General features: G+C 59.6%; 18 protein-coding genes, 1 tRNA gene and 3 pseudogenes. 13 read left to right on the top strand and 9 right to left on the bottom strand.

The features are described 5' to 3' along the window. Positions 1-27: 27 nt before the first annotated feature. Positions 28-606: pseudogene (locus tag MME58_RS00110) on the bottom strand (IS3 family transposase); the annotation flags it as partial. Between MME58_RS00110 and tnpC the strand changes: the two are divergent. Both tnpC and MME58_RS00100 read left to right on the top strand, forming a co-directional pair. Next, positions 605-1450 (top strand): annotated as a pseudogene (gene tnpC, locus MME58_RS00105) (IS66 family transposase); the annotation flags it as partial. The pseudogenes MME58_RS00110 and tnpC sit on opposite strands and share 2 nt — an antisense overlap. Before the next feature lie 10 nt (positions 1451-1460). After that, entirely contained in the window at positions 1461-1955 is a 495-nt protein-coding gene (locus MME58_RS00100; protein ID WP_055005204.1) for a GNAT family N-acetyltransferase, read from the top strand. A gap of 709 nt (positions 1956-2664) precedes the next feature. On the opposite strand, the gene MME58_RS00095 is transcribed toward MME58_RS00100, so the two are convergent. Next, positions 2665-2741, bottom strand: a tRNA-Arg gene (locus MME58_RS00095). A 156-nt stretch (positions 2742-2897) separates the two neighbouring features. Between MME58_RS00095 and MME58_RS00090 the strand changes: the two are divergent. From MME58_RS00090 to MME58_RS00075, 4 genes and pseudogenes are all read left to right on the top strand, one after another. Beyond that, a pseudogene (locus MME58_RS00090) lies at positions 2898-4165 on the top strand (FAD-dependent monooxygenase). 271 nt (positions 4166-4436) lie between these two features. Next, positions 4437-5879 (top strand): NADP-dependent succinate-semialdehyde dehydrogenase, encoded by a 1443-nt coding sequence (gene gabD / locus MME58_RS00085; RefSeq protein WP_054986897.1) that lies wholly within the window; start codon positions 4437-4439, stop codon positions 5877-5879. A 181-nt stretch (positions 5880-6060) separates the two neighbouring features. Continuing rightward, entirely contained in the window at positions 6061-7341 is a 1281-nt protein-coding gene (gene gabT, locus MME58_RS00080; RefSeq protein ID WP_054986896.1) for a 4-aminobutyrate--2-oxoglutarate transaminase, read from the top strand. A 156-nt stretch (positions 7342-7497) separates the two neighbouring features. Continuing rightward, entirely contained in the window at positions 7498-8889 is a 1392-nt protein-coding gene (locus MME58_RS00075) for a response regulator (protein ID WP_054986895.1), read from the top strand. A 28-nt stretch (positions 8890-8917) separates the two neighbouring features. Here the strand turns inward: MME58_RS00075 and MME58_RS00070 are convergent, their stop codons facing one another. Next, on the bottom strand, positions 8918-9916 hold the full coding sequence (locus MME58_RS00070; RefSeq protein ID WP_054986894.1) for a GGDEF domain-containing protein: 999 nt from the start codon (positions 9914-9916) through the stop codon (positions 8918-8920). Positions 9917-10046: 130 nt separating this feature from the next. Beyond that, positions 10047-11231: a delta-9 fatty acid desaturase DesA gene (desA, locus tag MME58_RS00065; protein WP_055006044.1), complete on the bottom strand. Its 1185-nt coding sequence runs from the start codon at positions 11229-11231 to the stop codon at positions 10047-10049. Positions 11232-11387: 156 nt separating this feature from the next. Here desA and dibA point away from each other — a divergent pair, with 156 nt between their 5' ends. The 6 genes from dibA to MME58_RS00035 all read left to right on the top strand — a co-directional run bounded on the left by dibA (position 11388) and on the right by MME58_RS00035 (position 17652). After that, on the top strand, positions 11388-13328 hold the full coding sequence (gene dibA / locus MME58_RS00060; RefSeq protein WP_055006045.1) for a phosphodiesterase DibA: 1941 nt from the start codon (positions 11388-11390) through the stop codon (positions 13326-13328). 196 nt (positions 13329-13524) lie between these two features. Further along, entirely contained in the window at positions 13525-13707 is a 183-nt protein-coding gene (gene oscA / locus MME58_RS00055; protein ID WP_002551397.1) for a sulfur starvation response protein OscA, read from the top strand. A 149-nt stretch (positions 13708-13856) separates the two neighbouring features. Then, complete coding sequence (locus MME58_RS00050) at positions 13857-14867, top strand: sulfate ABC transporter substrate-binding protein (RefSeq protein ID WP_055006046.1); 1011 nt, start codon at positions 13857-13859, stop codon at positions 14865-14867. Positions 14868-14961: 94 nt separating this feature from the next. After that, positions 14962-15783 (top strand): sulfate ABC transporter permease subunit CysT, encoded by an 822-nt coding sequence (gene cysT, locus MME58_RS00045; protein ID WP_054986890.1) that lies wholly within the window; start codon positions 14962-14964, stop codon positions 15781-15783. 13 nt (positions 15784-15796) lie between these two features. Continuing rightward, entirely contained in the window at positions 15797-16669 is an 873-nt protein-coding gene (gene cysW / locus MME58_RS00040; RefSeq protein ID WP_004662918.1) for a sulfate ABC transporter permease subunit CysW, read from the top strand. A 2-nt stretch (positions 16670-16671) separates the two neighbouring features. Continuing rightward, positions 16672-17652, top strand: a complete 981-nt coding sequence (locus MME58_RS00035; RefSeq protein WP_054986889.1) for a sulfate/molybdate ABC transporter ATP-binding protein — start codon at positions 16672-16674, stop codon at positions 17650-17652. A 194-nt stretch (positions 17653-17846) separates the two neighbouring features. On the opposite strand, the gene MME58_RS00030 is transcribed toward MME58_RS00035, so the two are convergent. The 3 genes from MME58_RS00030 to MME58_RS00020 are packed head-to-tail and all read right to left on the bottom strand — an operon-like array spanning position 17847 to position 20817. Continuing rightward, complete coding sequence (locus tag MME58_RS00030; protein WP_055006048.1) at positions 17847-18659, bottom strand: sulfite exporter TauE/SafE family protein; 813 nt, start codon at positions 18657-18659, stop codon at positions 17847-17849. Next, positions 18652-19905, bottom strand: coding sequence for an NAD(P)/FAD-dependent oxidoreductase (locus MME58_RS00025; RefSeq protein ID WP_055006049.1), 1254 nt, complete (start codon positions 19903-19905; stop codon positions 18652-18654). Before MME58_RS00025 ends, MME58_RS00030 begins: the two co-directional genes overlap by 8 nt. Positions 19906-19932: 27 nt before the next feature. Then, positions 19933-20817 (bottom strand): MBL fold metallo-hydrolase, encoded by an 885-nt coding sequence (locus MME58_RS00020; RefSeq protein WP_055006050.1) that lies wholly within the window; start codon positions 20815-20817, stop codon positions 19933-19935. 265 nt (positions 20818-21082) lie between these two features. Between MME58_RS00020 and MME58_RS00015 the strand changes: the two genes are divergently transcribed. Then, positions 21083-22405 (top strand): sigma-54 interaction domain-containing protein, encoded by a 1323-nt coding sequence (locus MME58_RS00015; RefSeq protein ID WP_054985013.1) that lies wholly within the window; start codon positions 21083-21085, stop codon positions 22403-22405. A gap of 185 nt (positions 22406-22590) precedes the next feature. Here MME58_RS00015 and MME58_RS00010 read toward each other — a convergent pair whose 3' ends face one another. Together MME58_RS00010 and rep are read right to left on the bottom strand one after the other, a co-directional pair. Then, the gene (locus MME58_RS00010) at positions 22591-23160 is read right to left on the bottom strand and encodes a xanthine phosphoribosyltransferase (protein WP_054985014.1); all 570 of its coding nucleotides are present in this window, start codon (positions 23158-23160) and stop codon (positions 22591-22593) included. Between the two features lie 53 nt (positions 23161-23213). Next, positions 23214-25223, bottom strand: a complete 2010-nt coding sequence (rep, locus tag MME58_RS00005; protein ID WP_054985015.1) for a DNA helicase Rep — start codon at positions 25221-25223, stop codon at positions 23214-23216.

Here is a 25223-nt window from a genome sequence, read left to right as displayed (position 1 = left end):
TGGTAATTTAGCTTCACCATGTAGTGGTCAACTGATCCCGGACACTGAATTGAGTTTTTCCTCAGCAACCGCAGGCGCTAACCTTTCGTTGAACTGATGCGGTCGCCGCCAATTGTAGCGCTCCATCAGGAACCGGCCAATATCCTGTTGCGCTAGCGAAGCGCTCATGTAGCCCACCGTCGGTATCCATTCAGTTTTCAGGCTACAAAATAGCCGCTCCATTGGCGCGTTATCGTGGCAGTTGCCGCGTCGACTCATGTTCTGTGTGAAGCGGTATCGCCATAGTCTCTGGCGGAAACTCCGGCTGCCGTATTGACTGCCTTGATCACTGTGAAACAGCACATTCTGAGGCCGGCCACGCCGCTTATAGGCCATATCCAGCGCTTTGATCACCAGGTCGGCGTCGGGCTTGGCCGAGAACGCCCAGCCCACAACCCGGCGCGCATAAAGATCGATTACCGCCGCTAGATAGTGCCACCAACCTTCGGCCCAAACGTACGTGATGTCACCGCATCAAACCTTGCCGGGGGACGCCACGCTGGACCCTCGATCAAGCACGTTCGGGATATCAAGCCGCTCCACGGTCGCCTTTTTATAGGCATGGGAAGCCGTGTTGGCTCAGCAAGTCGTCCATGCCGATGAAACACCGGTACAAATGCTGGCACCAGGTGAAAAGAAGACACACCGCGCGTATGTCTGGGCCTACTGCACCACACCGTTTTCAGCACTGAAAGCGGTGGTCTACGACTTCAGCCCCAGCCGTGCGGGCGAACATGCGCGCAACTTCCTGGGTACCTGGAACGGCAAGCTGGTGTGCGATGACTTAGCAGGCTACAAAGCTGGCTTTGAACAGGGCATCACCGAAATCGGCTGCATGGCCCACGCCCGGCGCAAATTTTTCGACCTGCATGTGGCGAACAAAAGCCAGTTGGCCGAACAGGCGCTGCACTCCGTCGGCGGGTTGTACGAAGTCGAGCGGCAGGCCAAAGACAGGAACGATGAAGATCGCTGGCGATTACGTCAGGAAATAGCGGTGCCCATCGCTGAAAAGTTGCATGAGTGGATGATCGCTCAACACACGCTTGTGCCCGAGGGCTCGGCCACGGCCAAGGCACTTGATTACAGCCTTAAACGATGGGTAGCGCTGACGCGCTACCTGGATGATGGTGCTGTGCCCATCGACAACAATGCCGTGGAAAACCAGATCAGGCCGTGGGCGCTCGGTAGATCGAACTGGCTCTTCGCCGGGTCGCTGCGCAGCGGCAAACGAGCTGCGGCGATCATGAGCCTGATCCAGTCAGCGCGCATGAATAGGCATGATCCGTACGCGTATCTCAAGGATGTTCTGATGCGGTTGCCGACGCAGAAGGCAAGCGAAATTGCTAAGCTGTTACCCCACACTTGGCGTCCGAATGCGACCGTCAGCGAGCGGGGTTCTGAAGACTATTGATGAGGTAAACATGGAAGTTAGGCAAATTACCCGAAATGACATCAACGGATTTTACTCGCTTTTTTGTGAGGTGAATGCCGAAGGCCTTTACTCGGCTCGCTCAACCCCGCCCACTCTAGAAGCAATAGAGCGAGCATTAATGCAAGTTGTAAAAAAATCTTGGCCTGTATACGTGATAGAGCATGATGGTCAAATAGTGGGCTCGGCCGAGGCCTACCCGGAAAGCTTCTGCCGACCTAGCGGTAGCGATAGTATCGGTGATCTGGGCATGCAAGTGAAACGGGAATATCGCCGCAATGGTCACGGCTCTGCTCTCCTTTCAGCCGTGATTGAGCATTGCCGAGGTGCCGGCTTCACCTCGGTGGATCTCAGTGTCTTTGAGTCAAACAAGCCTGCCAGATCACTTTACGAAAAGCTTGGTTTTACCCACCTGGAGGACCTTCCGCCGTGCACCCTTGCGTGCGGCAAGCTTGAGCAGCCCATTAAGATGCGACTAGCGCTCTGACCATCATTCAGATAGCTCAGCTCAGGGCTGACATTGTCAATGTGTGATAACTAGACGCTTACGAAGTACGAGACGAGAAAGCCTCCCTCCACGTCGAAGTTTACGAGCTTGGAGCCGCAGCGCTTTCGGACGACTCGACGGTGCAACACTTCATTCACTACCTCCAGAAGCTATTTCAAACCTTGGCGTAGTCTGCTGATCACGTTCCAAGAGGTGCTCTGCGCGAAAAGATCCTTCTGGCTTTTATGCTTTCGGTCTCCGCGCCTAACTGCTCACTCGAGTTGGCCCTAGCGGACCTGCACTGGCGTGTATGGCGTTCACATGATGACGATGACTGGAACGTTAGTGGGGAGCAAAAATCTGACCTCGATCCATGGAGGATACTGGATATGTTTATCGCCAAGTTGAGCAGCCTGCGTTTCTGACAAGCCTGCCACAACTGTTTTGGGCAATGGTGAGTCTTGCACCGCCAGATCTTCGACCTAGCACCTCAAGCAGCTAATGATGCCCGGTGTATTTGGAAGGCGCGTTGGACTGAGTCAATTGCAGGGATGGATACATCCTCTCAGCTCCTCAAGTCCTCTTAACTAGTAGTCAAAGGCATAGTCCGCGCATAAGCCGCGTGGGATAGGGCGGCACGGTTTAGGCACAGAATTGGCACAGCAATAAACAAAAGGGCCCAGGTTTTCACCTAAGCCCTTATCTTGTATGGCGCACCAGGCGGGATTCGAACCCACGACCCCTGCCTTCGGAGGGCAGTACTCTATCCAGCTGAGCTACTGGTGCGACGCGGGCGCCATGATACTCACATGGGTACGGGGCGTCCAGTTGCGGGCGGTATGCGACACAAATCACCCAGCGCGCCCTGCGACAGCCTTTCATCAGCCCACACCCACTGGCGTCCACAAACGCACAGGCCTGCGCTTCCGGCTTGGCTGTCTGGTGGTGCATGATGCACTCACTACCACCCAGCCAGATCGTTCTCCCGAGGGCCTCTTATCAATCAGTTCAAAAGCATCGAGCGCAGCCCGTGCCGCGTTCTTATCACCGGGGCCAGCATCGCGGGTTGTGCCGCGGCCTGGTGGCTGACGCAGCGCGATTGCGATGTCACGGTTGTCGAGCAGGCGTCTGCCTTTCGCGATGGTGGGCAGAATGTGGATGTGCGGGGCGCGGCTCGGGAGGTTCTGCGGCTGATGGGGCTTGAGCAGGCGGTGAAGGACCTTAACACCGGCGAGACCGGGCTGGCCTGGGTCGATGAGGACAACCGCACGGCGGCGCGTATTGATCTGTCCGGTCTGGACGGTGATGGCCCGACGGCTGAGCTTGAGGTGTTGCGCGGTGATCTCGCCCGTCTGCTGTATGAGGCGTCGTCTGCCGACGCGTTCTATCGCTTTGGTGATCGTATCGTCTCGGTCGATCACGATAAGGCGGGAGTGTCGGTCACGTTCGAGAGCGGGGGCGAGGAGCGTTTTGATCTGTTGATCATTGCCGAAGGTGTCGCCTCGCGTACGCGGGAGCTGGTGTTCCCCGGCGAAAATCAGCCGCGCAGGATGGACCTGGCCAGCGCTTTCTTTACCGTGCCTCGTGCGCCAACCGATAGCCAGACCGCGCGTTGGTATAACGCGGTAGGTGGTCGAAGCGCGGGTGTTCGGCCGGACAATCGCGGTACGACGCGTGCGTTCTTTAATGTGCATGGCCGAAGCCACCTGACGGTCGGCAACAGTGTTGCCGAGCAGAAGGCGTTTCTTCGCGCGGCGTTTGCAGGCGCGGGCTGGGAGGTGCCTCGTCTGCTGGACGGGATGGAGGCTGCGGAGGATTTCTGGTTCGATGATCTGCGTCAGGTGAAGATCGATCGCTGGTCAAATGGCCCGGTGGTCTTGCTGGGCGATGCCGCGTGGTGTGTCACGCCGCTGGGTGGGGTCGGTGCTTCGCTGGCGTTGATTGGCGCGTATGTGCTGGCGGGCGAACTTACCAAGACCGACACCATTGCAGAGGCGCTTGCCTCGTACGAATATGTCCTGCGCCCTGTGGTGAAAAAGTCGCAGAGCGTGCCGAAACTTGTTCCGCGCCTGGTCCATCCTCGCACTCAGACCGGGGTGAAGATCCTGCGCGCCGTACAGCGGCTGGTGGCAACGCCCTTTATCAGCCAGCGTGCCGCAAGGGCGCTGACCCCGGCGGTGCAGTCTTTTACGCTTCCGGATTATCGATAGCGGTGCAGTCCCCTCCGGGACTGACACTGATCAGAAAACCACACACCTCCCTGCGCCCGTTCTTTTTTTCGAACGGGCTATTGTCCTTTGCCCCCGCAATGCCTAGGATTCGTTTGAGATTTCAAACGCTCTTGTTCGGTCTTCCTGCCTTCATGCGTCGCGCAGCGCTGGAACCCGATGGAATGTTTTCCTGACGATGGCTTCCAAATGGGGTGCATCGATATTCAATTGTTCGCGTCGCCTATCGGGCGGTGCTGTTTAGGAGGCCGACATGCAGCTCAAAGATTCCACACTGTTCCGCCAGCAAGCCTACATCAACGGCCAGTGGCTGGACGCGGACGGTGGTCAGTCGATCAAGGTCAACAACCCTGCCAACAACGAAATCCTCGGCACTGTGCCAAAAATGGGCGCAGCCGAGACGCGTCGGGCGATTGAGGCGGCTGACAAGGCGCTGCCGGCCTGGCGTGCACTGACTGCCAAGGAGCGTGGGAACAAGCTGCGCCGCTGGTTCGAGCTGATGATCGAGAACCAGGACGACCTGGGTTTGCTGATGACACTGGAGCAGGGCAAGCCGCTGGCCGAAGCCAAGGGCGAGATCACCTACGCCGCATCGTTTATCGAGTGGTTCGCTGAAGAAGCCAAGCGCGTCTATGGCGATGTAATTCCCGGTCACCAGCCGGACAAGCGCCTGATCGTGCTCAAGCAACCGATTGGTGTGACGGCGGCGATCACCCCGTGGAACTTCCCGGCAGCGATGATCACCCGTAAGGCCGGTCCTGCGCTGGCAGCGGGTTGCACCATGGTGCTCAAGCCCGCTTCGCAAACGCCGTTCTCGGCACTGGCACTGGCTGAGCTGGCCGAGCGTGCGGGTATTCCGGCTGGCGTGTTCAGCGTGGTGACCGGCAGCGCTGGCGATATCGGCGGCGAGCTGACCGGTAACCCGATCGTGCGCAAACTGTCCTTCACCGGCTCGACCGACATTGGTCGCCAGTTGATGGCCGAGTGCGCCAAGGACATCAAGAAGGTGTCCCTGGAGCTGGGTGGCAACGCGCCCTTCATCGTGTTCGACGATGCCGACCTCGACAAGGCGGTCGAAGGCGCGATGATTTCCAAGTACCGCAACAATGGCCAGACCTGCGTCTGTGCCAACCGCATCTATGTGCAGGACGCGGTATACGACGCGTTCGCCGAGAAGCTCAAGGTTGCGGTCGGCAAGCTGAAGATCGGTAACGGCCTGGAAGACGGCGTCACCACCGGCCCGTTGATCGACGACAAGGCCGTAGCCAAGGTCAAGGAACACATCGCCGACGCCGTCAGCAAGGGCGCAACCGTGCTGACCGGTGGCAACAGCCTGGAAGGCTCGTTCTTCGAACCGACCATTCTGGTCAATGTGTCGAAAGATGCTGCCGTGGCCAGGGAAGAAACCTTTGGTCCGCTGGCACCGTTGTTCCGCTTCAAGGACGAGGCTGAAGTGATTGCGATGGCCAACGATACCGAGTTCGGTCTGGCGTCGTACTTCTATGCGCAGAACATGAGCCGCGTATTCCGTGTCGCTGAAGCGCTGGAATATGGCATGGTGGGTATCAATACCGGCCTGATCTCCAACGAACTGGCACCGTTCGGCGGTATCAAGTCGTCCGGGCTGGGCCGTGAAGGCTCCAAGTACGGCATCGAAGATTATCTGGAAATCAAATACCTCTGCCTGTCGGTCTGAGATCCCCGCCGAGGTATTACAGCCGATGGCGCGCGAGAGCGACGTGTCATCGGCTTTTGTTGCACCGTAGTTTCCCGGTGGCCTGAGGGCTGCAGCAGTCGATCATCGTATGCTGCCGCAGTTGATCCGGTCCGCTTGATCCTTGACCCACGCCGACCGATGAGCGGCGAATGAGGAATACATGAGCAAGACTAACGAATCCCTGATGCAACGCCGCCATGCTGCCGTCCCGCGTGGCGTTGGTCAGATCCACCCGATCTTCGCAGCTTCGGCGCAGAACGCGACCGTTACCGACGTGGAAGGTCGTGAGTTCATCGACTTCGCAGGCGGCATTGCCGTGCTGAACACCGGTCACCTGCACCCGAAGATCATTGCTGCGGTGCAAGAGCAACTGACCAAGCTGAGCCACACCTGCTTTCAGGTACTGGCCTACGAGCCTTACGTCGAGCTGTGCGAAAAAATCAACGCCAGGGTGCCAGGCGATTTCGAGAAGAAAACCCTGCTGGTGACCACCGGTTCCGAAGCGGTGGAAAACGCCGTGAAGATCGCGCGTGCAGCCACGGGCCGTGCGGGTGTTATCGCGTTCACCGGCGCTTACCACGGCCGTACCATGATGACCCTGGGCCTGACCGGCAAGGTCGCCCCTTACTCGGCGGGCATGGGTCTGATGCCGGGCGGTATCTTCCGCGCGTTGTACCCGTGCGAGCTGCACGGCGTGAGCGTTGACGATTCCATCGCCAGCATCGAGCGCATCTTCAAGAACGACGCCGAGCCCAGGGACATCGCTGCAATCATCATCGAACCCGTACAGGGCGAGGGTGGTTTCTATGTGGCGCCGAAGGCGTTCATGCTGCGTCTGCGCGAGCTGTGCGACAAGCACGGCATCCTGCTAATCGCTGACGAAGTGCAGACCGGCGCGGGCCGTACCGGCACGTTCTTCGCGATGGAGCAGATGGGCGTTGCCGCTGACCTGACCACCTTTGCCAAATCCATCGCAGGCGGTTTCCCGCTGGCGGGCGTGTGCGGCAAGGCAGAGTACATGGATGCCATCGCGCCGGGCGGTCTGGGCGGCACTTATGCCGGTAGCCCGGTGGCGTGCGCTGCGGCACTGGCGGTGCTGGACATCTTCGAAGAAGAGCACCTGCTGGATCGTTGCAAGGCAGTGGGCGAGCGTCTGGTGACCTCCCTCAAGGCGATTCAGGCCAAGTACCCGGTCATCGGCGAAGTGCGTGCGTTGGGCGCAATGATTGCTGTCGAGCTGTTTGAAGACGGCGACTCGCACAAACCTAACGCTGCGGCTGTGGCGCAGGTGGTGGCCAAGGCGCGTGACAAGGGCTTGATTCTGCTGTCATGCGGTACGTACGGCAACGTGTTGCGCGTGCTTGTCCCGCTCACCGCCGAAGATGAATTGCTGACCCGTGGTCTGGCCATTCTGGAAGAATGCTTCGCTGAAATCGCGTAAAAAGTGTGAGGTCGTGAATTGATTAATTTATGACCAAACAGACAAAAAAAGCCCGTTTCGACGGGTTTTTTTTGCTCTGGAGCACGGTATTTCGCTCTTTTTGCTATATCCGGACGAAGGCTTTGGCTAAGGTGAACGCATCGATGTCGGAGAGTCATGATGACTGCTGTAGATTTGCCCGCGGTACCTCGCGTATTGATTGCTGAGTCTGATCCGTGGGTCCGTGAAACACTCAGCGACCTCGTGTTGGGTGTGCGTGCGGATGTCGATCTGGAAATGTGCACCGATGGCAAACAAGCTGTCGAGTGGATGAAGAAACAGCTGCCCGACCTGATCATCGCCGCGCGCGAGCTGCCGGGGATCGACGGGCTGAGCCTGCTGCGCGGCGTCCGTAACCTGCGCCGTCAGCCTGCAATCCCCTTCATTCTCATCAGCAATCGCAATGACAGCGCCAGCGTGCGCGAAGTCTTGCCGTTGGCACCGACTGCCTACCTGACCAAACCCCTGAATACCGAAGGCCTGCGCCAGCGCCTGGAAAGCCTGCTGCTGGAGCGCCGTGCGCCGGTCCCGGGCGCAGTGCCCGCGCTGACACCGGGGCTGACGCTGACCAAGTTTCTCGACAAACGCCGTGACGTGGCGGACGGCGCGCCGCTGTTCGTCGATGTCGCGACGGCCATAAAGCTCAGCCAGACCGCCAACGGCATAGACGCCGCCTTGCTGGAGCAGGAGCTGCGTAACGATCCGCACATCACCGCCGTGCTGATCGCAGCCGCCAACAGCGCCGCGCAACATTTGGGCAAGCCGGTGCAGACCATGGGCGGGGCGCTGGCCATTCTCGGGCCGGTACAAGGCGCAAACATTGCGTCGGGCCTGGCCAAGAAGCGTATGGCCGTACTGACCAGCGACGCGTTGCTGGCCCAGGCCAGTGAGCTTTGGACCATGTCGCAGCGCACGGCTGACTACGCGCGCATCCTGGGCGGCATGCTGGAACTGGATGTAGAGCGCTGTTTCTGCGCCGGGCTGCTGCAATCGCTGGGCGATCTGGCGGTACTGGGTTGTCTGCAGGAGTGGCTGCTGGCCGGTGGCGAGCTGAATGAGCAGGTGATCAAGCAGTCCCTGGAGCAGTATTCCGCCGCATTTGGTTCCGCCCTGCGTACTCGCTGGCGCTTGCCGCTGGAACTGCGTGAGCTGATCGCTGCGGTGTATCAGTACAATACCGGCATCTACACGCGCGAAGTCCTGGCAATGAACCTGGCGGGGCAGATGGCGCGTCTGGGCGAGGAAGAGAGTGTCACTACGCTGATCAAGACCAAGTCGGCCAAGCTGTTGAAGCTGAGCGTCGGCGACTTGCAGCGTCTGCGCAAGAAGCTGACCGGCGTGACTGACCCAAGCCTGCTGAGGCCGCTACCGACCGAGCCCGAGGCCGCCGCTGATGCGCTTGAGGACGAGGAACCCGATTTGCTGGACCTGACACCTGAAGCACCTGCCGAGCAACCTGCGGCGATCGAGGACCCAGCCGATGCGGTTCAGGATGTGCCCAAGAACTGAAAGCTTCGCGGGCAATGGTTAAGGCGCGTCAAACCAGCACGATTTGATTCTTGCCTTGGCGCTTGGCCTGATACATCGCGGCGTCGGCGCGGCCGTAGAGGGTTTCGAGGCTTGGATCGTCCGGGCCCAGATTGGTCAGACCCTGGCTGGCGGTGATGCTGAAGGTGGCACCACCTGCCTGGAAATTCTGCCGCTGAATCTCGCGCTGCAAGCGCTCGGCAATCTGCATGGCCATATCCGGTGCACAGCCAGGGAATACCGCTGCGAACTCTTCGCCACCAATGCGCCCGAACAGATCCCCCCGCCTCAATGCCGAGCGACCGCTTTCGGCAATGCGTTGCAGCACGGTATCGCCTTCCTGATGGCCGTAGGTATCGTTGACCAGCTTGAAGTCATCGATATCCAGCAACAGAAAAGCCAGCGGCGTGCCGTTGAGACGAGCCAGCTCGAACTCGCGCTGGGCGCATTCGAAAAAGTGCCGACGGTTGCTGCTCTGGGTCAGCACGTCAGTGGTGGCCAGGCGTTGCAGCTCGTCTTCGAGGTGCTTCTTCTCGGTGATGTCTTCAGCGATGCCCACCACGATCAGACGCTGGCTGGCATCGGCACGGTGGCTGACAAAGCATTTATCGCTGAGCCAGCGTACTTCGCCGTCTGCACGAATGATCCGGTACTCGCGATCCTCGATCGAGCCTTTCTCGATAACCTCATTGAGGCTGCGCTCGGCGTAGTTGAGGTCATCCGGATAGATGCTGTCGCGCCATTCGCTATAGTCGGCCAGCAGCAGGCCCGCCGAGCGACCGAAGATACGCTCGTAAGCCGGGCTGACGTAGATCATGTGCTGGGTTTCCCAGTCGAACGCCCACAGAACAGCGTTCACGCTCACCAGCAATGAGCTGAACAGTTGTTCACGCTCGCTCAGACGTGCAACTTCTGCCTGGGCGTGCATCAGGGCTAACAGGGTTTCTGCGGCTGCGGGCATATCAGTAATCGGCGTGCCGGGTGGGGAGGTAGGAGACTGCTTTTCCATAAGAACCATCTCAAGCGTGTACGGCCAATGCCGCGCCCTCTCCCGATTGGCGGGAAAGTTGATGAGATGGATTCACAGGGGATAAGTTCCGGGAACGGCGCGCCTGCGGGAGGCGCGCCGATCAACGGTATCAGGCGTGGGCAGGGCGCAGGGAGTAGGTTTTCAGCTGATCGGCGAACTCGCGCAACGAGTGAATACCACTGGCTTCGGCCTCGTGAATCCACTCTTTGATGGCCGAAAGCATGTCATGGCCATTGCTGCTGGTCTTGACCCAGATCTGCTGCAACGCCAGACGTTTTTCATAGATCACTTTCAACGCATGGCTGTGTTCCAGCATGGTCTGGATGCGCAGGTGGTGCCTGTCATCGAGCAGGCTGGTTTCACGCGACAGCAGCCGCTTGGCGCGACGGAACTGATGACGGACCGATTCGTCGGCCTTGGCCAGTTCCTGAGCAACCAGCGGGGCAATCACCAGCTTGCGGTACTGCGCCATGATCTGGAAACGGTTATTGAGGATCGCCATGGCGGTGTCCATGTCCATATGACCCTTGCCTTCGACCCGATGGGCGATAGGCGCAACGCGCTGGACCTTGGCCAGACGCAGGAAGCTGAACAGCTTGATCCATGCCCAGCCCATGTCGAATTCCCATGGCTTGACCGACAGTTTGGCCGAGTTGGGATAGGTGTGATGGTTGTTGTGCAGTTCTTCGCCGCCGATCACGATGCCCCAAGGCACCAGATTGGTGGCTGCGTCGCGGCACTCGAAGTTGCGATAGCCGACGGCATGGCCCAGACCATTGACCACGCCGGCAGCCCAGAAGGGAATCCACATCATCTGGATGGCCCATACCGTGATACCGAGAGCACCGAACAGCGCCACATCGATAACCGCCATCAGGGCGATGCCCAGCAGTCTGTAGCGCGAATACAGATTGCGCTCGATCCAGTCTTCGGGGCAGTTTTTGCCGTAGATACGCAGGGTGTCCTGATTCTGCGCTTCTTCGCGGTACAGCTCGGCCCCTTTGCGCAGCACAGTGGACAGGCCTTTGACGACCGGGCTATGCGGGTCATCGACGGTTTCGCATTTTGCGTGGTGTTTGCGGTGGATGGCCGTCCACTCGCGAGTGTTCTGGGCAGTGGTCAGCCACAGCCAGAAACGGAAGAAGTGTTTCAGCCCCGGATTGAGCTCAAGCGAGCGGTGGGCTGAGTAGCGGTGCAGATAGACCGTGACGCCGACAATAGTCACATGGGTCATCGCCAGCGTGACTGCTATTACCTGCCAGACGGAAAGGTCGAGCAAACCGTTGTACCACATAGGCTGTTTGGCCCTCGTAAGGATACTCATGAAGAAAAAAGTTACGACGAGCATTATCACTGACATCACACAGAAAACCAGTCACCCTTTCAGATAAGAGTCGCAGGATGTTTCTTGCTTTATAATTCAGGCTTTACATAAGGTTTTTCGTTTCCGATGTCAGATTACTCCCTTGGCGCGCTGCGAACGGCCGTCCTGTATGGGCTGCTGTCGATTTTGTGGTTCGTGGCATGCGGCCTGTTGCTGCCCTTTTTCATCGAAGAACCCGCTCGATTGGCGTTCTGGCAACTGATGACCGGTTACAGCTGGGCATTACTCAGCGCGGTGATGATCTTCATCGCACGCGACCGAGTGAGAAGCATCATCGGCGGCGACGCGCTGTTTCAGCGGCAGCAAGCCGATTACGACCGGCTGCGATTGGCGGAAGCCGTGTTCGACAGCACCCGCGAAGGGGTGCTGGTCAGCGACGCGCAAGGGAACATCGTCCACGTCAACCGGGCCTTCGTCGACATCACCGGTTATCAGGCCGAAGAGGTGCTGGGGCATAACCCGAGCAAGTTCAAGTCCGGCCGCCACGGCGCCGAATTTTACCGGCAGATGTATCACTCGATCATCAGCGAGGGCCAGTGGAGCGGTGAAATCTGGAATCGACGTAAAAGCGGCGAGATCTATCCGCAATGGCAGACCATTCGCAGCGTTATCGGCGACGATGGTCAACCCAGACACTTTGTAGCCGTGTTCTCGGATATCACTGCCATCAAGCGCTCCGAGCAGGAGTTGGCTCAACTGATCCACTTCGACGGCCTGACCGATTTGCCCAATCGCCTGCTGCTGACCGACCGGATCAGTCAGGCGTTGACCTCTGCGCGCGCCAGTAAGCGCGGCTGTGCGTTGTTGTTGATCGACCTGGATCACTTCAAGAACATCAATGACAGCCTTGGCCATAATGTGGGTGACGATGTGCTCAAGGCCGTCGCCGAGCGACTCAAAAGCGTATCCGGTAATGAAATGACCCTGGCGCGTCCGGGCGGCGACGAGTTCGCCCTGTTGATCAAGAACTGCTCACAGATGGTTCAGGCCGCCGCGCTGGCGCAACAGGTGATCGATGCACTCAAAGCGCCTTTTGCCGTCGCTGCGCATCCGCTGTTTGTTACTGCCAGCATCGGCATCAGCCTGTTCCCCGGCGACGCGCTGACCGCAGAGCAACTGTTGCGCAATGCCGATTCGGCGCTGTTCAAGGCCAAGAGCGATGGTCGTGAGTGTTATGCGCTGTACACCGAGGAACTCACCGCCCACGCCCAGCAACGGGTGCAACTGGCCAGCGAACTGCGTCAGGCCGTCGAACTGGAGCAACTGCGGGTCGTCTATCAACCGGTTCACGACCTGATCACTCGTCGTATCCGCGGAGTCGAGGCGCTGGTGCGCTGGCAGCACCCCGAGCGCGGTATGGTCTCGCCGGGTGAATTCATTCCGATTGCCGAGCAAAGCGGGCTGATCGCCGATATCGATGCCTGGGTGCTGAAAACTGCTTGTCTGCAGATGAAGGCCTGGCTGGCGGACGACGTGCCGGTCGAGTTCGTCGCGGTCAATGTGTCGAGCCGCCTGTTCAACCATGGCGACCTCGACCGTCGAGTGGCACAGGCATTGCATGACACCGGGCTGGAGCCGGCCTTTCTGGAACTGGAAGTGACCGAAAGTGCGGTCATGGAAGACCCCGAGCAGGCGATCGAGCAATTGCATCGTATGCGCGAACTGGGTCTGAGCCTGGCCATCGATGACTTTGGTACGGGCTACTCTTCACTGCTGCGACTCAAACGCATGCCGGTTCAAAAATTGAAGATCGATCAGGGTTTCGTGGCCGGCCTGCCGGGCGACGATGACGACATTGCGATTGTCAGAGCGGTTATCGCTCTGGCTGGCAGCCTGGGCATGCGGGTGCTGGCTGAAGGCATCGAGCACGCCAATCAGGCTGCGTTCCTGCTGAGCAACGGTTGCCAATTGGGCCAGGGTTACTGGTTCGCCCGACCAATGGCCGCGCAGGCCATCGACTGGTCCCATGCGCCAGTCTTCGAGCACATCGCTGGTCAGTCCAGCTAAAGCCCGCAGCGCAAGGCTTGCCAGGGTGTGCAACGCGCCCTGGAAAAGCCTGAAATCGATAAATTTCTTTTGGTTATATCTGCATTCTTAAATAGTCTTTTTAAGAATATCCGCACCTCACTATTATTGCCTCACCGCCATACGCCATCGCCCCCGTTCGCGAAGGCTGGCTTCTCATCTTTCAAGGAATAAAACAATGAGCGCATCTCTACGTAGTGTTGACGGTCAGGACGAAGCAGCAATTCTGCGTGAAATTCAGAGTGCGTTGCGTGACCTGCGTTTTGGTGCCGTCGAAATCACTGTGCACAACGCACAAGTGGTGCAGATCGAGCGCAAGGAAAAGTTTCGTTTGCAGAACCCCGCCGCCAAGCAGAGCTGAAGCGGTAATACCCGACTGGTCAACCGGAGGGCTTCATCCTGACTCCTGATACCCCCCTTGAAAAAGCAGTGCGCCCGTGCGGATGCCGTTCTGACGCGCCAAGAAGAAATTAAAAAAAGCCAACACACAGAATTCCGGGAGCTTCATCTATGTCCATTCGCCGTTTTGCTCTGGCTGCTCTGGCCAGTGCTGTTTTCGCAGGCTCGGCTGTTGCCAAGGATTACGAACTGCTCAACGTGTCTTACGATCCGACACGCGAGCTGTATCAGGATTACAACGCAGAATTCATCAACTTCTGGAAAAAATCCCATCCGGACGACAAGGTAGAGATCAAGCAGTCTCACGGTGGCTCGGGCAAGCAGGCGCGTGGCGTGATCGACGGTCTGCGTGCTGACGTGGTGACCCTGGCACTGGCCGGTGACATCGACGAAATCGCCAAACTCGGCAGGACCCTGCCTGAAAACTGGCAGACCCGCCTGCCGGACGCGAGCACACCTTACACCTCGACCATCGTGTTTCTGGTGCGCAAAGGCAACCCCAAAGGCATCAAGGACTGGGGTGATCTGATCAAGAAAGACGTGTCGGTGATCACGCCCAACCCGAAAACCTCCGGTGGTGCCCGCTGGAACTTCCTGGCTGCCTGGGCCTACGGCCTGAAAGCCGGCGGCGGTGACGAAGCCAAGGCCAAGGAATACGTACAGACCCTGTTCAAGCACGTGCCAATTCTGGACACCGGTGCGCGCGGTTCGACCATCACCTTCGTCAACAACGGTCAGGGTGATGTGCTGCTGGCGTGGGAAAACGAAGCGTTCCTGGCACTGAAAGAAGATGGCGGCAAGGACAAATTCGACATCGTCGTACCTTCGCTGTCGATCCTTGCAGAGCCTCCGGTAGCCGTGGTCGACAAGAACGCCGAGAAGAAAGGCAACACTGAAATCGCGACTGAGTACCTGAAGCACCTGTACAGCAAGGAAGGTCAGGAAATTGCTGCAAAAAATTTCTATCGCCCACGCAATGCCGAAGTGGCCGCCAAGTATGAGAAGCAATTCCCGAAACTTGATCTGGTGACTATCGACAAAGACTTTGGCGGCTGGAAAACTGCGCAGCCGAAGTTTTTCAACGACGGCGGCGTGTTCGACCAGATTTACCAAGCGCAATAAACCGAATGGGGATGCCGCGCGAGTGGCATCGCAGGTTTGGTCAAGCAGCCCGGATTAACGTCCGGGCTTCGTGCAAGTGAAACCAGGGACTTTTATGTCGCGTCGTATCTCCCCCGTCATACCCGGCTTCGGGCTGACGCTGGGTTACACCTTGGTGTACCTCAGTCTGATTGTGCTAATACCGCTGGCCGCCATGTTCGTACATGCCGCGCAACTGACCTGGGATCAGTTCTGGACCATCATCACGGCACCTCGCGTGATTGCGGCACTCAAGCTGAGTTTCGGCACCGCTTTTTACGCGGCCCTCATCAATGGTGTGATCGGCACACTGCTGGCCTGGGTGCTGGTGCGTTACACCTTCCCCGGCCGCAAGATCATCGATGCGATGATCGACCTGCCGTTTGCCCTGCCGACCGCTGTGGCCGGTATCGCTCTGACAGCGCTGTACGCGCCCAATGGCTGGGTCGGGCAGTTCGCAACCGACCTGGGCTTCAAGATCGCCTACACCCCGCTGGGTATCACCCTGGCACTGACGTTCGTCACTTTGCCGTTCGTGGTGCGCACCGTGCAGCCGGTATTGGCCGACATTCCCCGGGAAGTCGAAGAGGCAGCTGCCTGCCTGGGCGCGCGTCCGCTGCAGGTGTTCCGCCACATCCTCGTTCCGGCCTTGCTGCCTGCCTGGCTGACCGGTTTCGCACTGGCGTTTGCGCGAGGCGTGGGCGAGTACGGTTCGGTGATTTTCATCGCCGGCAATATGCCGATGAAAACCGAGATCCTGCCGCTGTTGATCATGGTCAAGCTCGACCAGTACGACTACACCGGAGCGACCGCCATCGGCGTGATGATGCTGGTGGTTTCATTCATTCTGTTGCTGCTGATCAACCTGCTGCAGCGGCGCATTGAAACCCCATCCTGAGGAGGCGCAGAACATGTCTTATTCATCTGTTTCAGCCGCCGCCTCTGCCAACGCCGCACGTCGTGGCAGCGCGGTTTCGCGACGTATCCTGATCGGTCTGTGCTGGCTGGTGTTTTTCCTGTTTCTGGGGCTGCCGCTGTTCATCGTAGTGTCCCAGGGCCTGAAAAACGGTCTGGGCGCATTCTTTACCGCAATCCTTGAGCCGGATGCCCTGTCAGCGCTGAAGCTGACGGTTATCGCCGTGCTGATCTCGGTGCCGCTCAACCTGGTGTTCGGCGTCAGTGCCGCATGGTGCGTGAGCAAATACTCGTTCCGCGGCAAAAGCATTCTGGTGACGCTGATCGACCTGCCGTTCTCGGTGTCGCCGGTGATCGCCGGTCTGGTCTACGTGCTGATGTTCGGTGCTCAGGGGCTGTTCGGGCCCTGGCTGCAGGATCACGACATTCAGATCGTCTTTGCTTTGCCGGGCATCGTGCTGGCGACCATTTTCGTCACCGTGCCCTTTGTTGCGCGTGAACTGATCCCGCTGATGCAGGAGCAAGGCACTCAGGAAGAAGAGGCGGCGCGGCTGCTGGGTGCCAACGGCTGGCAGATGTTCTGGCACGTCACGGTGCCGAACATCAAATGGGGCCTGATCTACGGCGTGGTCCTGTGTACTGCACGGGCGATGGGTGAGTTTGGCGCGGTTTCAGTGGTTTCCGGCCACATTCGCGGCGTCACCAACACCCTGCCACTGCACGTCGAAATCCTCTACAACGAGTACAACCACGTTGCAGCCTTTGCCGTGGCGAGCCTGTTGCTGATCCTGGCGCTGTTCATCCTGCTGCTCAAGCAGTGGAGCGAATCCCGCATTAACCGTCTGCGCCATAACGCGGCGGAGGAATAATCATGTCGATCGAAGTCCGTAACGTCAGCAAGAACTTCAACGCCTTCAAGGCCCTGAACAACATCAGTCTGGACATCCAGAGTGGCGAGCTGGTGGCCTTGCTCGGGCCGTCAGGCTGCGGCAAGACCACCTTGCTGCGCATCATTGCCGGCCTGGAAACCCCGGATGACGGCAGCATCGTGTTTCATGGCGAAGACGTTTCCGGCCACGACGTGCGTGATCGCAACGTCGGGTTCGTGTTCCAGCATTACGCGCTGTTCCGCCACATGACCGTGTTCGACAACGTTGCGTTCGGTCTGCGCATGAAGCCCAAGCGCGAGCGCCCGACCGAAACGCGCATCGCGGAAAAGGTTCACGAACTGCTGAACATGGTGCAACTGGACTGGCTGGCCGACCGGTATCCGGAGCAATTGTCCGGTGGTCAGCGCCAGCGGATTGCCCTGGCCCGTGCGCTGGCGGTCGAGCCTAAAGTGCTGTTGCTCGACGAGCCATTCGGGGCGCTGGACGCCAAGGTACGCAAGGAATTGCGTCGCTGGCTGGCGCGCCTGCACGAAGACATCAACCTGACCTCGGTATTCGTCACTCACGATCAGGAAGAAGCCATGGAAGTGGCCGACCGCATCGTGGTGATGAACAAAGGCGTGATCGAACAGATCGGCTCGCCGGGGGAGGTCTACGAGAACCCGTCCAACGACTTCGTCTACCACTTTCTGGGCGACTCCAACCGCCTGAGCCTGGGCGAGGAAGGCCACCTGTTGTTCCGTCCGCATGAAGTGTCGTTGTCGCGTCAGGAAATCGAAGACCACCACGCCGCCGAAGTCCGCGACATCCGCCCGCTGGGCGCGACGACGCGGGTCACGCTGAAAGTGGAAGGGCAGAGCGAACTGATCGAGGCCGAAGTGGTGAAGGACCACGACAGCCTGGTGGGTCTGGCCAAGGGCGAGACGCTGTTCTTCAAACCCAAGGTCTGGCAAAAGCTTTAAGCCTGTCGACTCCCAGGCGCAGGCATGTGACGCAGAGCGTCACGAACTGCATGCCAACGCGGAGCATTGGCACGATGGCAGAAGCCTTTATCGTTCCCATGCTCCGCGTTGGCGCGGTGGTCGTCTCACGATTTTTTATCGTTCCCATGCTCCGCGTGGGAATGCCTTTCTGGACGCTCTGCGTCCTCGGGCGGTTAGCGCACTGACAACGCCAGCATGAACGCGGCAACAATGCCGCACACGGCAAACAGCTGTTGCAGGCGCGGGCCGGCCAGGTAGCGGGCGACCTGCCTGCCGGCCAGCAAACCGATGACTGCGCCCAGCGCAAAAGGCGCACCCACGGTCCAGTGCATCACCCCACTCAAGGAAGCGGTGACGACACTGCCTGTCGAGACCAGGGCGATCACGGCCAGTGACGTCGCCACAACGCTTTTCATGTCCAGATCGCTGTAGCGGGTCAGCGCCGGAATGATCACGAACCCACCGCCTACGCCCAATAAGCCGGACAGCAGACCCGAGCCTGCCCCCGTCAGCGTCAATGCGCGCAGGCACGGCATGGTCCAGCGCAGGCGGCCTCGCAACGGATTGAGCACGCAGGGCAGCATTTCTGCCCGCGGGGCCGGTTGGCCGTGGCGTAACTCGCGGCTGGCCCTGATGAACATGCGCGTGCAGGCGTACAGCAGCACGATCGAAAAGACCAATGCCAGCGGTGTATTGGGCAATCGATGGGCGAGCCACAGGCCCAGAGGCGCCATCAACACACCGATAGCCGCAATGTACCCGGCAGCGCGATAGCGAACGATCCCCTGACGCAGTCCCAGTACCGCGCCGATCCCGGCCGCCAGCCCCACAGCCAGCAGGCCTACCGGCGCGGCTTCGACAATCGACAGGCCAAGGCCGAAGACCAGCAGCGGGACCGCGAGAATACCGCCTCCCGCGCCCGTCAGCGCCAGAACCACCCCGATAATCGCCCCCAGACCAACGCCCAACAGTTGATGCTCATCCATGCTTCGCATCAGCCTTTTTCGGCCTGGCCAGCCACTCACGGCCCTTGAGCATGCCATGCCAGTACAGCGTCGGCAGCACTCGCTCTTTCAGCCACCAGGCCAGCCGGGTTGGCTGGCGACCATCGAGCAGCCAACGCGGAAAGCTTGGCGCAACCTTGCCACCGTAGGTGAATTCAGCCAGCACGATCCTGCCTCTCTCGACAGTCAGCGGGCACGAGCCATAACCGTCATAGACGGTGGATTCATTCATGCGACCCAGCGCCACCAGCACATTGCCGGCGACCACCGGTGCCTGCTTGCGGGCGGCTGCGGCGGTCTTGGCATTGCTGGTATTGGTAACGTCGCCCAGGCCATGAATATTGGCGAAGTGCCTGTGCCGGAGCGTGGCAGGGTCCACGTCCAGCCAGCCTGCGGCATCGGCCAGCGGGCTGTTACGGATGAAGTCGGGAGCAATCTGCGGCGGTACCACGTGCAACATTTCGAAGCCTTGTTCGACCATTTCGCTGCTGCCATTGGCATACGTGCGGACAAACGTAGCGCGCTTCCCCGGCCCGTCGACAGCCACCAGTCGATGACTGAACTTGAGGTCGATGGCATAACGCTCGACGTACTTCATCAGCGCCGGCACATAGTCCGCCACGCCAAACAGCACGCCACCGGCGTTATAGAACTGCGTATTGATCTGCGCCAGACGGCCGGTTCTGCGCCAGTGATCACAGGACAGGTACATGGCCTTCTGTGGCGCCCCTGCGCATTTGATCGGCATTGGCGGCTGAGTGAACAGGGCGCGGCCCTGTTTCAGGCCCTGCACCAGCTTCCAGGTGTAGGGTGCCAGGTCATAGCGATAGTTGGAGGTCACGCCATTGGCACCGAGCGTCTCGGACAGCCCTTCAATGGCAGCCCAGTCCAGCTTCAGGCCAGGGCAGACCACCAGTTGCTGATAACCAAGCACGCGCCCATCGGCAAGCGTCAGGGTGCTGTCGTGCGGCTCGAACGTCGCCACGGCAGCCTTGATCCACTGCACGCCCTTGGGCATCAGCGACAGCATGCTGCGCGCGGTCGACTGCGGCGTGAAGATACCCGCGCCGACCATGGTCCAGCCCGGCTGGTAATAGTGAGTATCGGCAGGGTCGACCAGCGTGATCTGCAGGGCAGCGTCGCGGGCAAGCAGGCTGGCAGCGGTGGCGATACCGGCAGCACCGCCACCGACGATCAGGATCTGGCAGGCAATTGTTGAAGCATTCATCGCAGGGTTTCCGAAATCAGGCAGCAGTCAAAGGGCATTGAGCGGGATTTTCAGGTAGACGACGCCGTTGTCTTCCGGCTCGGGAAAGTGTCCGCAGCGCATGTTGACCTGCACCGAAGGCAGCATCAGCACCGGCATGTCCAGCGTCACGTCACGGGCCTCGCGCATGCTGACGAACGTGTCTTCATCGACCCCGTCATGGACATGGATATTGCTGGCGCGCTGTTCAGCGACGGTGGTCATGTATTGCAGCTCACGGCCGTTGGGCAGGTAGTCGTGGCACATGAACAGAAGAGTGTCGGGCGGCAGCGCCAGCAGCTTGTGAATGGAGCGATACAGCGTGCGCGCGTCGGCACCGGGAAAGTCGCAACGGGCGGTGCCGTAATCGGGCATGAACAAGGTGTCGCCCACAAACGCGATGGTTTTGTCACCGACCTGCACCAGATAGCTCATGCACGCCGGCGTGTGCCCCGGCGTATGCATGGCCCTGACCTGAAGCGTACCGAGGGCGAACGACGCGTCGTCTTCGAGCAGCACATCGAACTGGCTGCCATTGCGGGCGAAGTCAGGCGGCGCGTTGAACAACGTGCCAAAGGTTTCCTGCACCGCGGTGATGTGGCTGCCAATGACGATGTGTCCCCCAAGCGCCTGTTTCAGGTACGGCGCTGCCGAGAGGTGATCTGCGTGCACATGGGTTTCGAAAATCCACTGCACCGACGCACCCAGCGCCTGCACTCGCCTGATCATTCGCTCGGCAGACTCGGTCCGGGTGCGGCCGGACTTGGGGTCGTAGTCGAGTACGCTGTCGATCAGCGCACATTGCTTGCTGTCCAGGTCCATCACCAGATAGCTGATGGTCCAGGTCTGGCTGTCGAAGAGGGCTTCGACGTAAAGTTTTTCACCGATGATCATGTGCAATTCCCATGGCTGTTAATCGCCTCAAGGCCCGCTTGGCCAGGCCGGACGGTTGGCAGTCGTTGCCATGACGTCTCAATAACCATGCCAACGACCGGAAAGCCCATTGAGCTTAGCCAATACGTGGCGTCGGGAGGTTTCGCAGAAGATCGGGAGGCCGGTGAAAAGCTGCTGACTGCCACATTCTGGCAGTCATCTGGCAGACAGTGGCATAAGCTGGCAGCGAGATGGGTTAAGCTGCGCTCAGTCCACAGGAGCAAGCATGAACCTCATCGCCACTGATTTTCCCGGCAGTCGCATGCAGTCGCTGGTGTCATACCTCGAACATGACCTGCGGCCGACCATCGTCCTGGACACTGACTACAACATCATCGCGGCCAACACCGCCTATCAGCGCCAGTTCGGCGTTGAAGGCACGCCGCATGTGGGCGAGAAGTGCTATCGAGTCTCGCACCAGTTTGCAGTACCGTGCGATCAGGCCGGTGAGCATTGCCCGATGCGCAAGGCCCATGAAACGCGGCTTCCGGAGCGTTTGCTGCATATTCACCATACGCCACGCGGCCCTGAGCATGTGGATGTGGAACTGCGGCCGATTCTCGATGATCGGGGTGACGTCATCGCCTATGTCGAGCGGCTGAGTTCCGTCGCCGTCGCGTCGGTCCAGCCGCAACAGCATGGGCTGGTCGGTCGTTCGGCGGCGTTCAAGGAAGTTCTGGGTGCCTTGCAGCGTGCTGCGCCCGCGCAGATTCCGGTGCTGCTGCAGGGTGAATCGGGCACCGGCAAGGAATTGTTCGCGCGCGCCCTGCACGCCAGCAGCGCCAGAGCCTCCGGGCCGCTGGTAGTGGTCGATTGCACCGGGCTTACGGAAACCCTGCTGGAGAGCGAACTGTTCGGCTATGAGAAGGGCGCGTTCACCGGTGCATTGCAGCGCAAGACCGGCCTGGCCGAAGCTGCCCATGGCGGCACGTTGTTCCTTGATGAAATCGGCGAAGTACCGCTGGCCATGCAGGTCAAGCTGTTGAGGCTGATCGAATCAGGCAGCTTTCGCCCGGTCGGCAGCCTGAGAACGGTGCATTCCGATTTTCGTCTGGTGGTGGCCACGCACAAACCACTGAAAGAGATGGTCGCAGACGGCAGTTTCCGCCAGGACCTGTTCTACCGCATCAGCGCCTTCCCGATCCGGCTGCCCGCCCTGCGTGAACGCAGCGAGGATTTGCCGCTGCTGATCGACAGCCTGCTGCAACGCATCGCGCCCGGGGCTGCGCCGCGTATCGACCCCGAGGCCATGAAACTGCTGAGCCTGTACGGCTACCCCGGCAACATCAGGGAACTGCGCAACATACTCGAACGCGCCCGTTTATTTACCGATGACGGCATCATTCGCGTACAGGATTTGCCCGCTGAAGTGCGCGGTCAGGGCGACGAAGCGGGTGGCGTGACTTACCGCCAGCAAGACGACGGCCTGGAGAAACTCGCCCATGCGCTACGCGTGTTCAACGGCTCGCGCAGCGAACTGGCCAGAGAACTGGGGCTGAGCGAACGCACCCTTTATAGACGTTTGCGTGCCCTCGGTATTGCCAAGTGATACACAAGTCGCCGTGAGTATCGAAAGCCTGCTTTTGTGGGAGCGAACTTGTTCGCGAAAGGGGCTGTGTTATCGCCGAAAATGCATCGACTGAAACACCGTCTTCGCGAACAAGCGAAGCGTCGCCCGGTTCGCTCCCACGCCCTGCGGGCAGAAGCTCGATGGCGCGCCCATTACTGGGGGCCTTACTTGAACGTCACAACCCCACCGGCCAGGGATTCGACCCGCGCCAGCGATTCAACGCGATAGCCCTGCGCATCCAGTTCGGCACGGCCGCCCTGAAAGGACTTCTCGATCACGATCCCCAGCCCGGCCACGGTCGCACCGGCCTGCTTGATGATCGAGATCAGCGCTTGCGAGGCTTTGCCGTTGGCCAGGAAGTCATCGATGATCAGCACGTTGTCAGTGCTGTTCAGATGACGCGGCGAGATCGCCACGGTGCTTTCGACCTGCTTGGTGAACGAGTACACGGTCGCCGACAACAGGTTTTCCGTCAGGGTCAGGGACTGATGCTTGCGGGCGAAGATCACCGGCACGCCCATGTTCAGGCCTGCCATGACTGCAGGCGCAATGCCGGACGCTTCGATGGTCACGATCTTGGTCACGCCAGCATCGGCGAACAGGCGGGCGAATTCGTCACCGATTTCTTTCATCAATGCCGGATCGATCTGATGGTTGAGGAATGCATCGACTTTCAGCACCTGGTCGGACAATACGATGCCTTCTTCGCGAATCTTCTTGTGCAGTGCTTCCACTTCAATTCCTTGGCTGCGCCAATGCGCAATAAATGATCAGTTTCGTGTGTCGGCTAGCGTTTCAGCATGGCGCGAATATCGGCCAGCGCGGTGTTGCCGCGGACCGCTTTGACTTCCGTCGGGGTGTCGTCATTGCCTTCCCAGGCCAGATCGTCCGGGGGCAACTCATCCAGAAAGCGGCTTGGTGCGCAGTCGATGATTTCACCGTACTGCTTGCGCTTGGCAGCAAAGGTGAAAGCCAGGGTCTGCCGCGCGCGCGTGATGCCGACATAGGCAAGACGGCGCTCCTCTTCGATGGTGTCGGCTTCGATACTGGAGCGGTGCGGCAGGATCTCTTCTTCCATGCCCATGATGAACACGTAAGGAAACTCCAGCCCCTTGGAGGCGTGCAAGGTCATCATCTGCACGCCTTCGGCACCGTCTTCTTCCTCCTGCTGGCGTTCGAGCATGTCGCGCAGGACCAGCTTGCCGATAGCCTCCTCGATGGTCATGCCGCCTTCTTCGTCCTTTTCCAGCGTGTTCTTCAACGCCTCGATCAGGAACCAGACGTTGCTCATCCGGTAGTCGGCAGCCTTTTCGCTGGAGCTGTTCTGGCGCAGCCAGTTTTCGTAATCGATGTCCATCACCATGCTGCGCAGCGCGGCGATGGGATCGTTTTGTGCGCATTGCTGACGCACGCCGTCCATCCAGCGCTTGAAGCGTTGCAAACGGTCGGTGTAGCGGCTGTCCAGGTGCTCGCCCAGACCGATTTCATCGGTGGCGGCGTACATCGACACCTTGCGTTCGGTGGCGTAATTACCGAGTTTTTCCAGTGTGGTCGAGCCGATTTCACGACGCGGTACATTGATGACCCGCAGGAAGGCGTTGTCGTCGTCCGGGTTCACCAGCAGGCGGAAATACGCCATCAGGTCTTTCACTTCCTGACGACCGAAGAAGCTGTTGCCGCCCGACAAGCGATACGGCACCTGATGGTGCTGCAATTTGAGCTCGATCAGTTTGGCCTGATAGTTGCCGCGATACAGAATGGCGAAGTCGCTGTAGGGCCGATCGGTGCGCAGGTGCAGGGTCAGGATTTCCATGGCCACCCGCTCGGCCTCGGCATCCTCGTTGCGACAGCGGATCACGCGGATCTCGTCGCCGTGACCCATCTCGGACCACAGTTGCTTTTCGAACGCGTGCGGGTTGTTGGAGATCAGTACGTTGGCGCAGCGCAGGATACGGCTGGTGGAGCGGTAGTTCTGCTCCAGCATCACCACTTTCAACGAGGGATAGTCGTCTTTGAGCAGCATCAGGTTTTCCGGACGCGCACCGCGCCAGGCGTAGATCGACTGGTCGTCATCGCCCACCACGGTGAACTGGTGTCGCGAGCCGATCAGCAGTTTCACCAGCAGGTACTGGCTGGCGTTGGTGTCCTGATATTCGTCCACCAGCAGGTAACGCACCTTGTTCTGCCACTTCTCCAGAATGTCGGCATGTTCCTGAAACAACTTGACCGGGAGCAGAATCAGATCGTCGAAATCCACCGCGTTGTACGCCTTGAGCGTGCGCTGATAGTGGGTGTAGACGATGGCGGCGGTCTGTTCCTTGGGGTTGCGGGCGTTTTCCAGCGCCTCGGCGGGCAGGATCAGATCGTTTTTCCACGACCCGATCATGTTCTTGATTTCGTCGACACCGTCGTCGCCCGAATACTCTTTCTGCATGATGTCGGTCATCAGGGCCTTGACGTCGGTCTCGTCGAAGATCGAGAAGCCCGGTTTGTAGCCCAGCCGCGTGTGCTCCTTGCGGATGATGTTCAACCCCAGGTTGTGGAAGGTCGAGACCGTCAGGCCACGCCCTTCGCCGCCTCTGAGCAACGTGCCGACCCGCTCCTTCATCTCGCGCGCGGCCTTGTTGGTAAAGGTCATGGCGACGATGTACTGGGCGCGGATGCCGCAGTTCTGGATCAGGTGGGCGATCTTGCGGGTGATCACACTGGTCTTGCCGGAACCGGCACCGGCGAGCACCAAAAGAGGGCCGCCGACGTAGTTCACGGCTTCCTGCTGCCGGGGATTGAGTCGGGACAT

Origin of the sequence: Pseudomonas syringae pv. tagetis (assembly GCF_022557255.1) — a bacterium.
Taxonomy (GTDB): domain Bacteria; phylum Pseudomonadota; class Gammaproteobacteria; order Pseudomonadales; family Pseudomonadaceae; genus Aquipseudomonas; species Aquipseudomonas caricapapayae.
This window is presented reverse-complemented; position numbering and strand designations above follow the sequence as displayed.

Bases quoted from the DNA above. Each gene is read 5' to 3' on its own strand.
- MME58_RS00100 (WP_055005204.1), top strand. From the start codon at position 1,461: ATGGAAGTTAGGCAAATTACCCGAAATGACATCAACGGATTTTACTCG.
- gabD (WP_054986897.1), top strand. From the start codon at position 4,437: ATGCAGCTCAAAGATTCCACACTGTTCCGCCAGCAAGCCTACATCAAC.
- gabT (WP_054986896.1), top strand. From the start codon at position 6,061: ATGAGCAAGACTAACGAATCCCTGATGCAACGCCGCCATGCTGCCGTC.
- MME58_RS00075 (WP_054986895.1), top strand. From the start codon at position 7,498: ATGATGACTGCTGTAGATTTGCCCGCGGTACCTCGCGTATTGATTGCT.
- MME58_RS00070 (WP_054986894.1), bottom strand. From the start codon at position 9,916: ATGGAAAAGCAGTCTCCTACCTCCCCACCCGGCACGCCGATTACTGAT.
- desA (WP_055006044.1), bottom strand. From the start codon at position 11,231: ATGTGGTACAACGGTTTGCTCGACCTTTCCGTCTGGCAGGTAATAGCA.
- dibA (WP_055006045.1), top strand. From the start codon at position 11,388: ATGTCAGATTACTCCCTTGGCGCGCTGCGAACGGCCGTCCTGTATGGG.
- oscA (WP_002551397.1), top strand. From the start codon at position 13,525: ATGAGCGCATCTCTACGTAGTGTTGACGGTCAGGACGAAGCAGCAATT.
- MME58_RS00050 (WP_055006046.1), top strand. From the start codon at position 13,857: ATGTCCATTCGCCGTTTTGCTCTGGCTGCTCTGGCCAGTGCTGTTTTC.
- cysT (WP_054986890.1), top strand. From the start codon at position 14,962: ATGTCGCGTCGTATCTCCCCCGTCATACCCGGCTTCGGGCTGACGCTG.
- cysW (WP_004662918.1), top strand. From the start codon at position 15,797: ATGTCTTATTCATCTGTTTCAGCCGCCGCCTCTGCCAACGCCGCACGT.
- MME58_RS00035 (WP_054986889.1), top strand. From the start codon at position 16,672: ATGTCGATCGAAGTCCGTAACGTCAGCAAGAACTTCAACGCCTTCAAG.
- MME58_RS00030 (WP_055006048.1), bottom strand. From the start codon at position 18,659: ATGGATGAGCATCAACTGTTGGGCGTTGGTCTGGGGGCGATTATCGGG.
- MME58_RS00025 (WP_055006049.1), bottom strand. From the start codon at position 19,905: ATGAATGCTTCAACAATTGCCTGCCAGATCCTGATCGTCGGTGGCGGT.
- MME58_RS00020 (WP_055006050.1), bottom strand. From the start codon at position 20,817: ATGATCATCGGTGAAAAACTTTACGTCGAAGCCCTCTTCGACAGCCAG.
- MME58_RS00015 (WP_054985013.1), top strand. From the start codon at position 21,083: ATGAACCTCATCGCCACTGATTTTCCCGGCAGTCGCATGCAGTCGCTG.
- rep (WP_054985015.1), bottom strand. From the start codon at position 25,223: ATGTCCCGACTCAATCCCCGGCAGCAGGAAGCCGTGAACTACGTCGGC.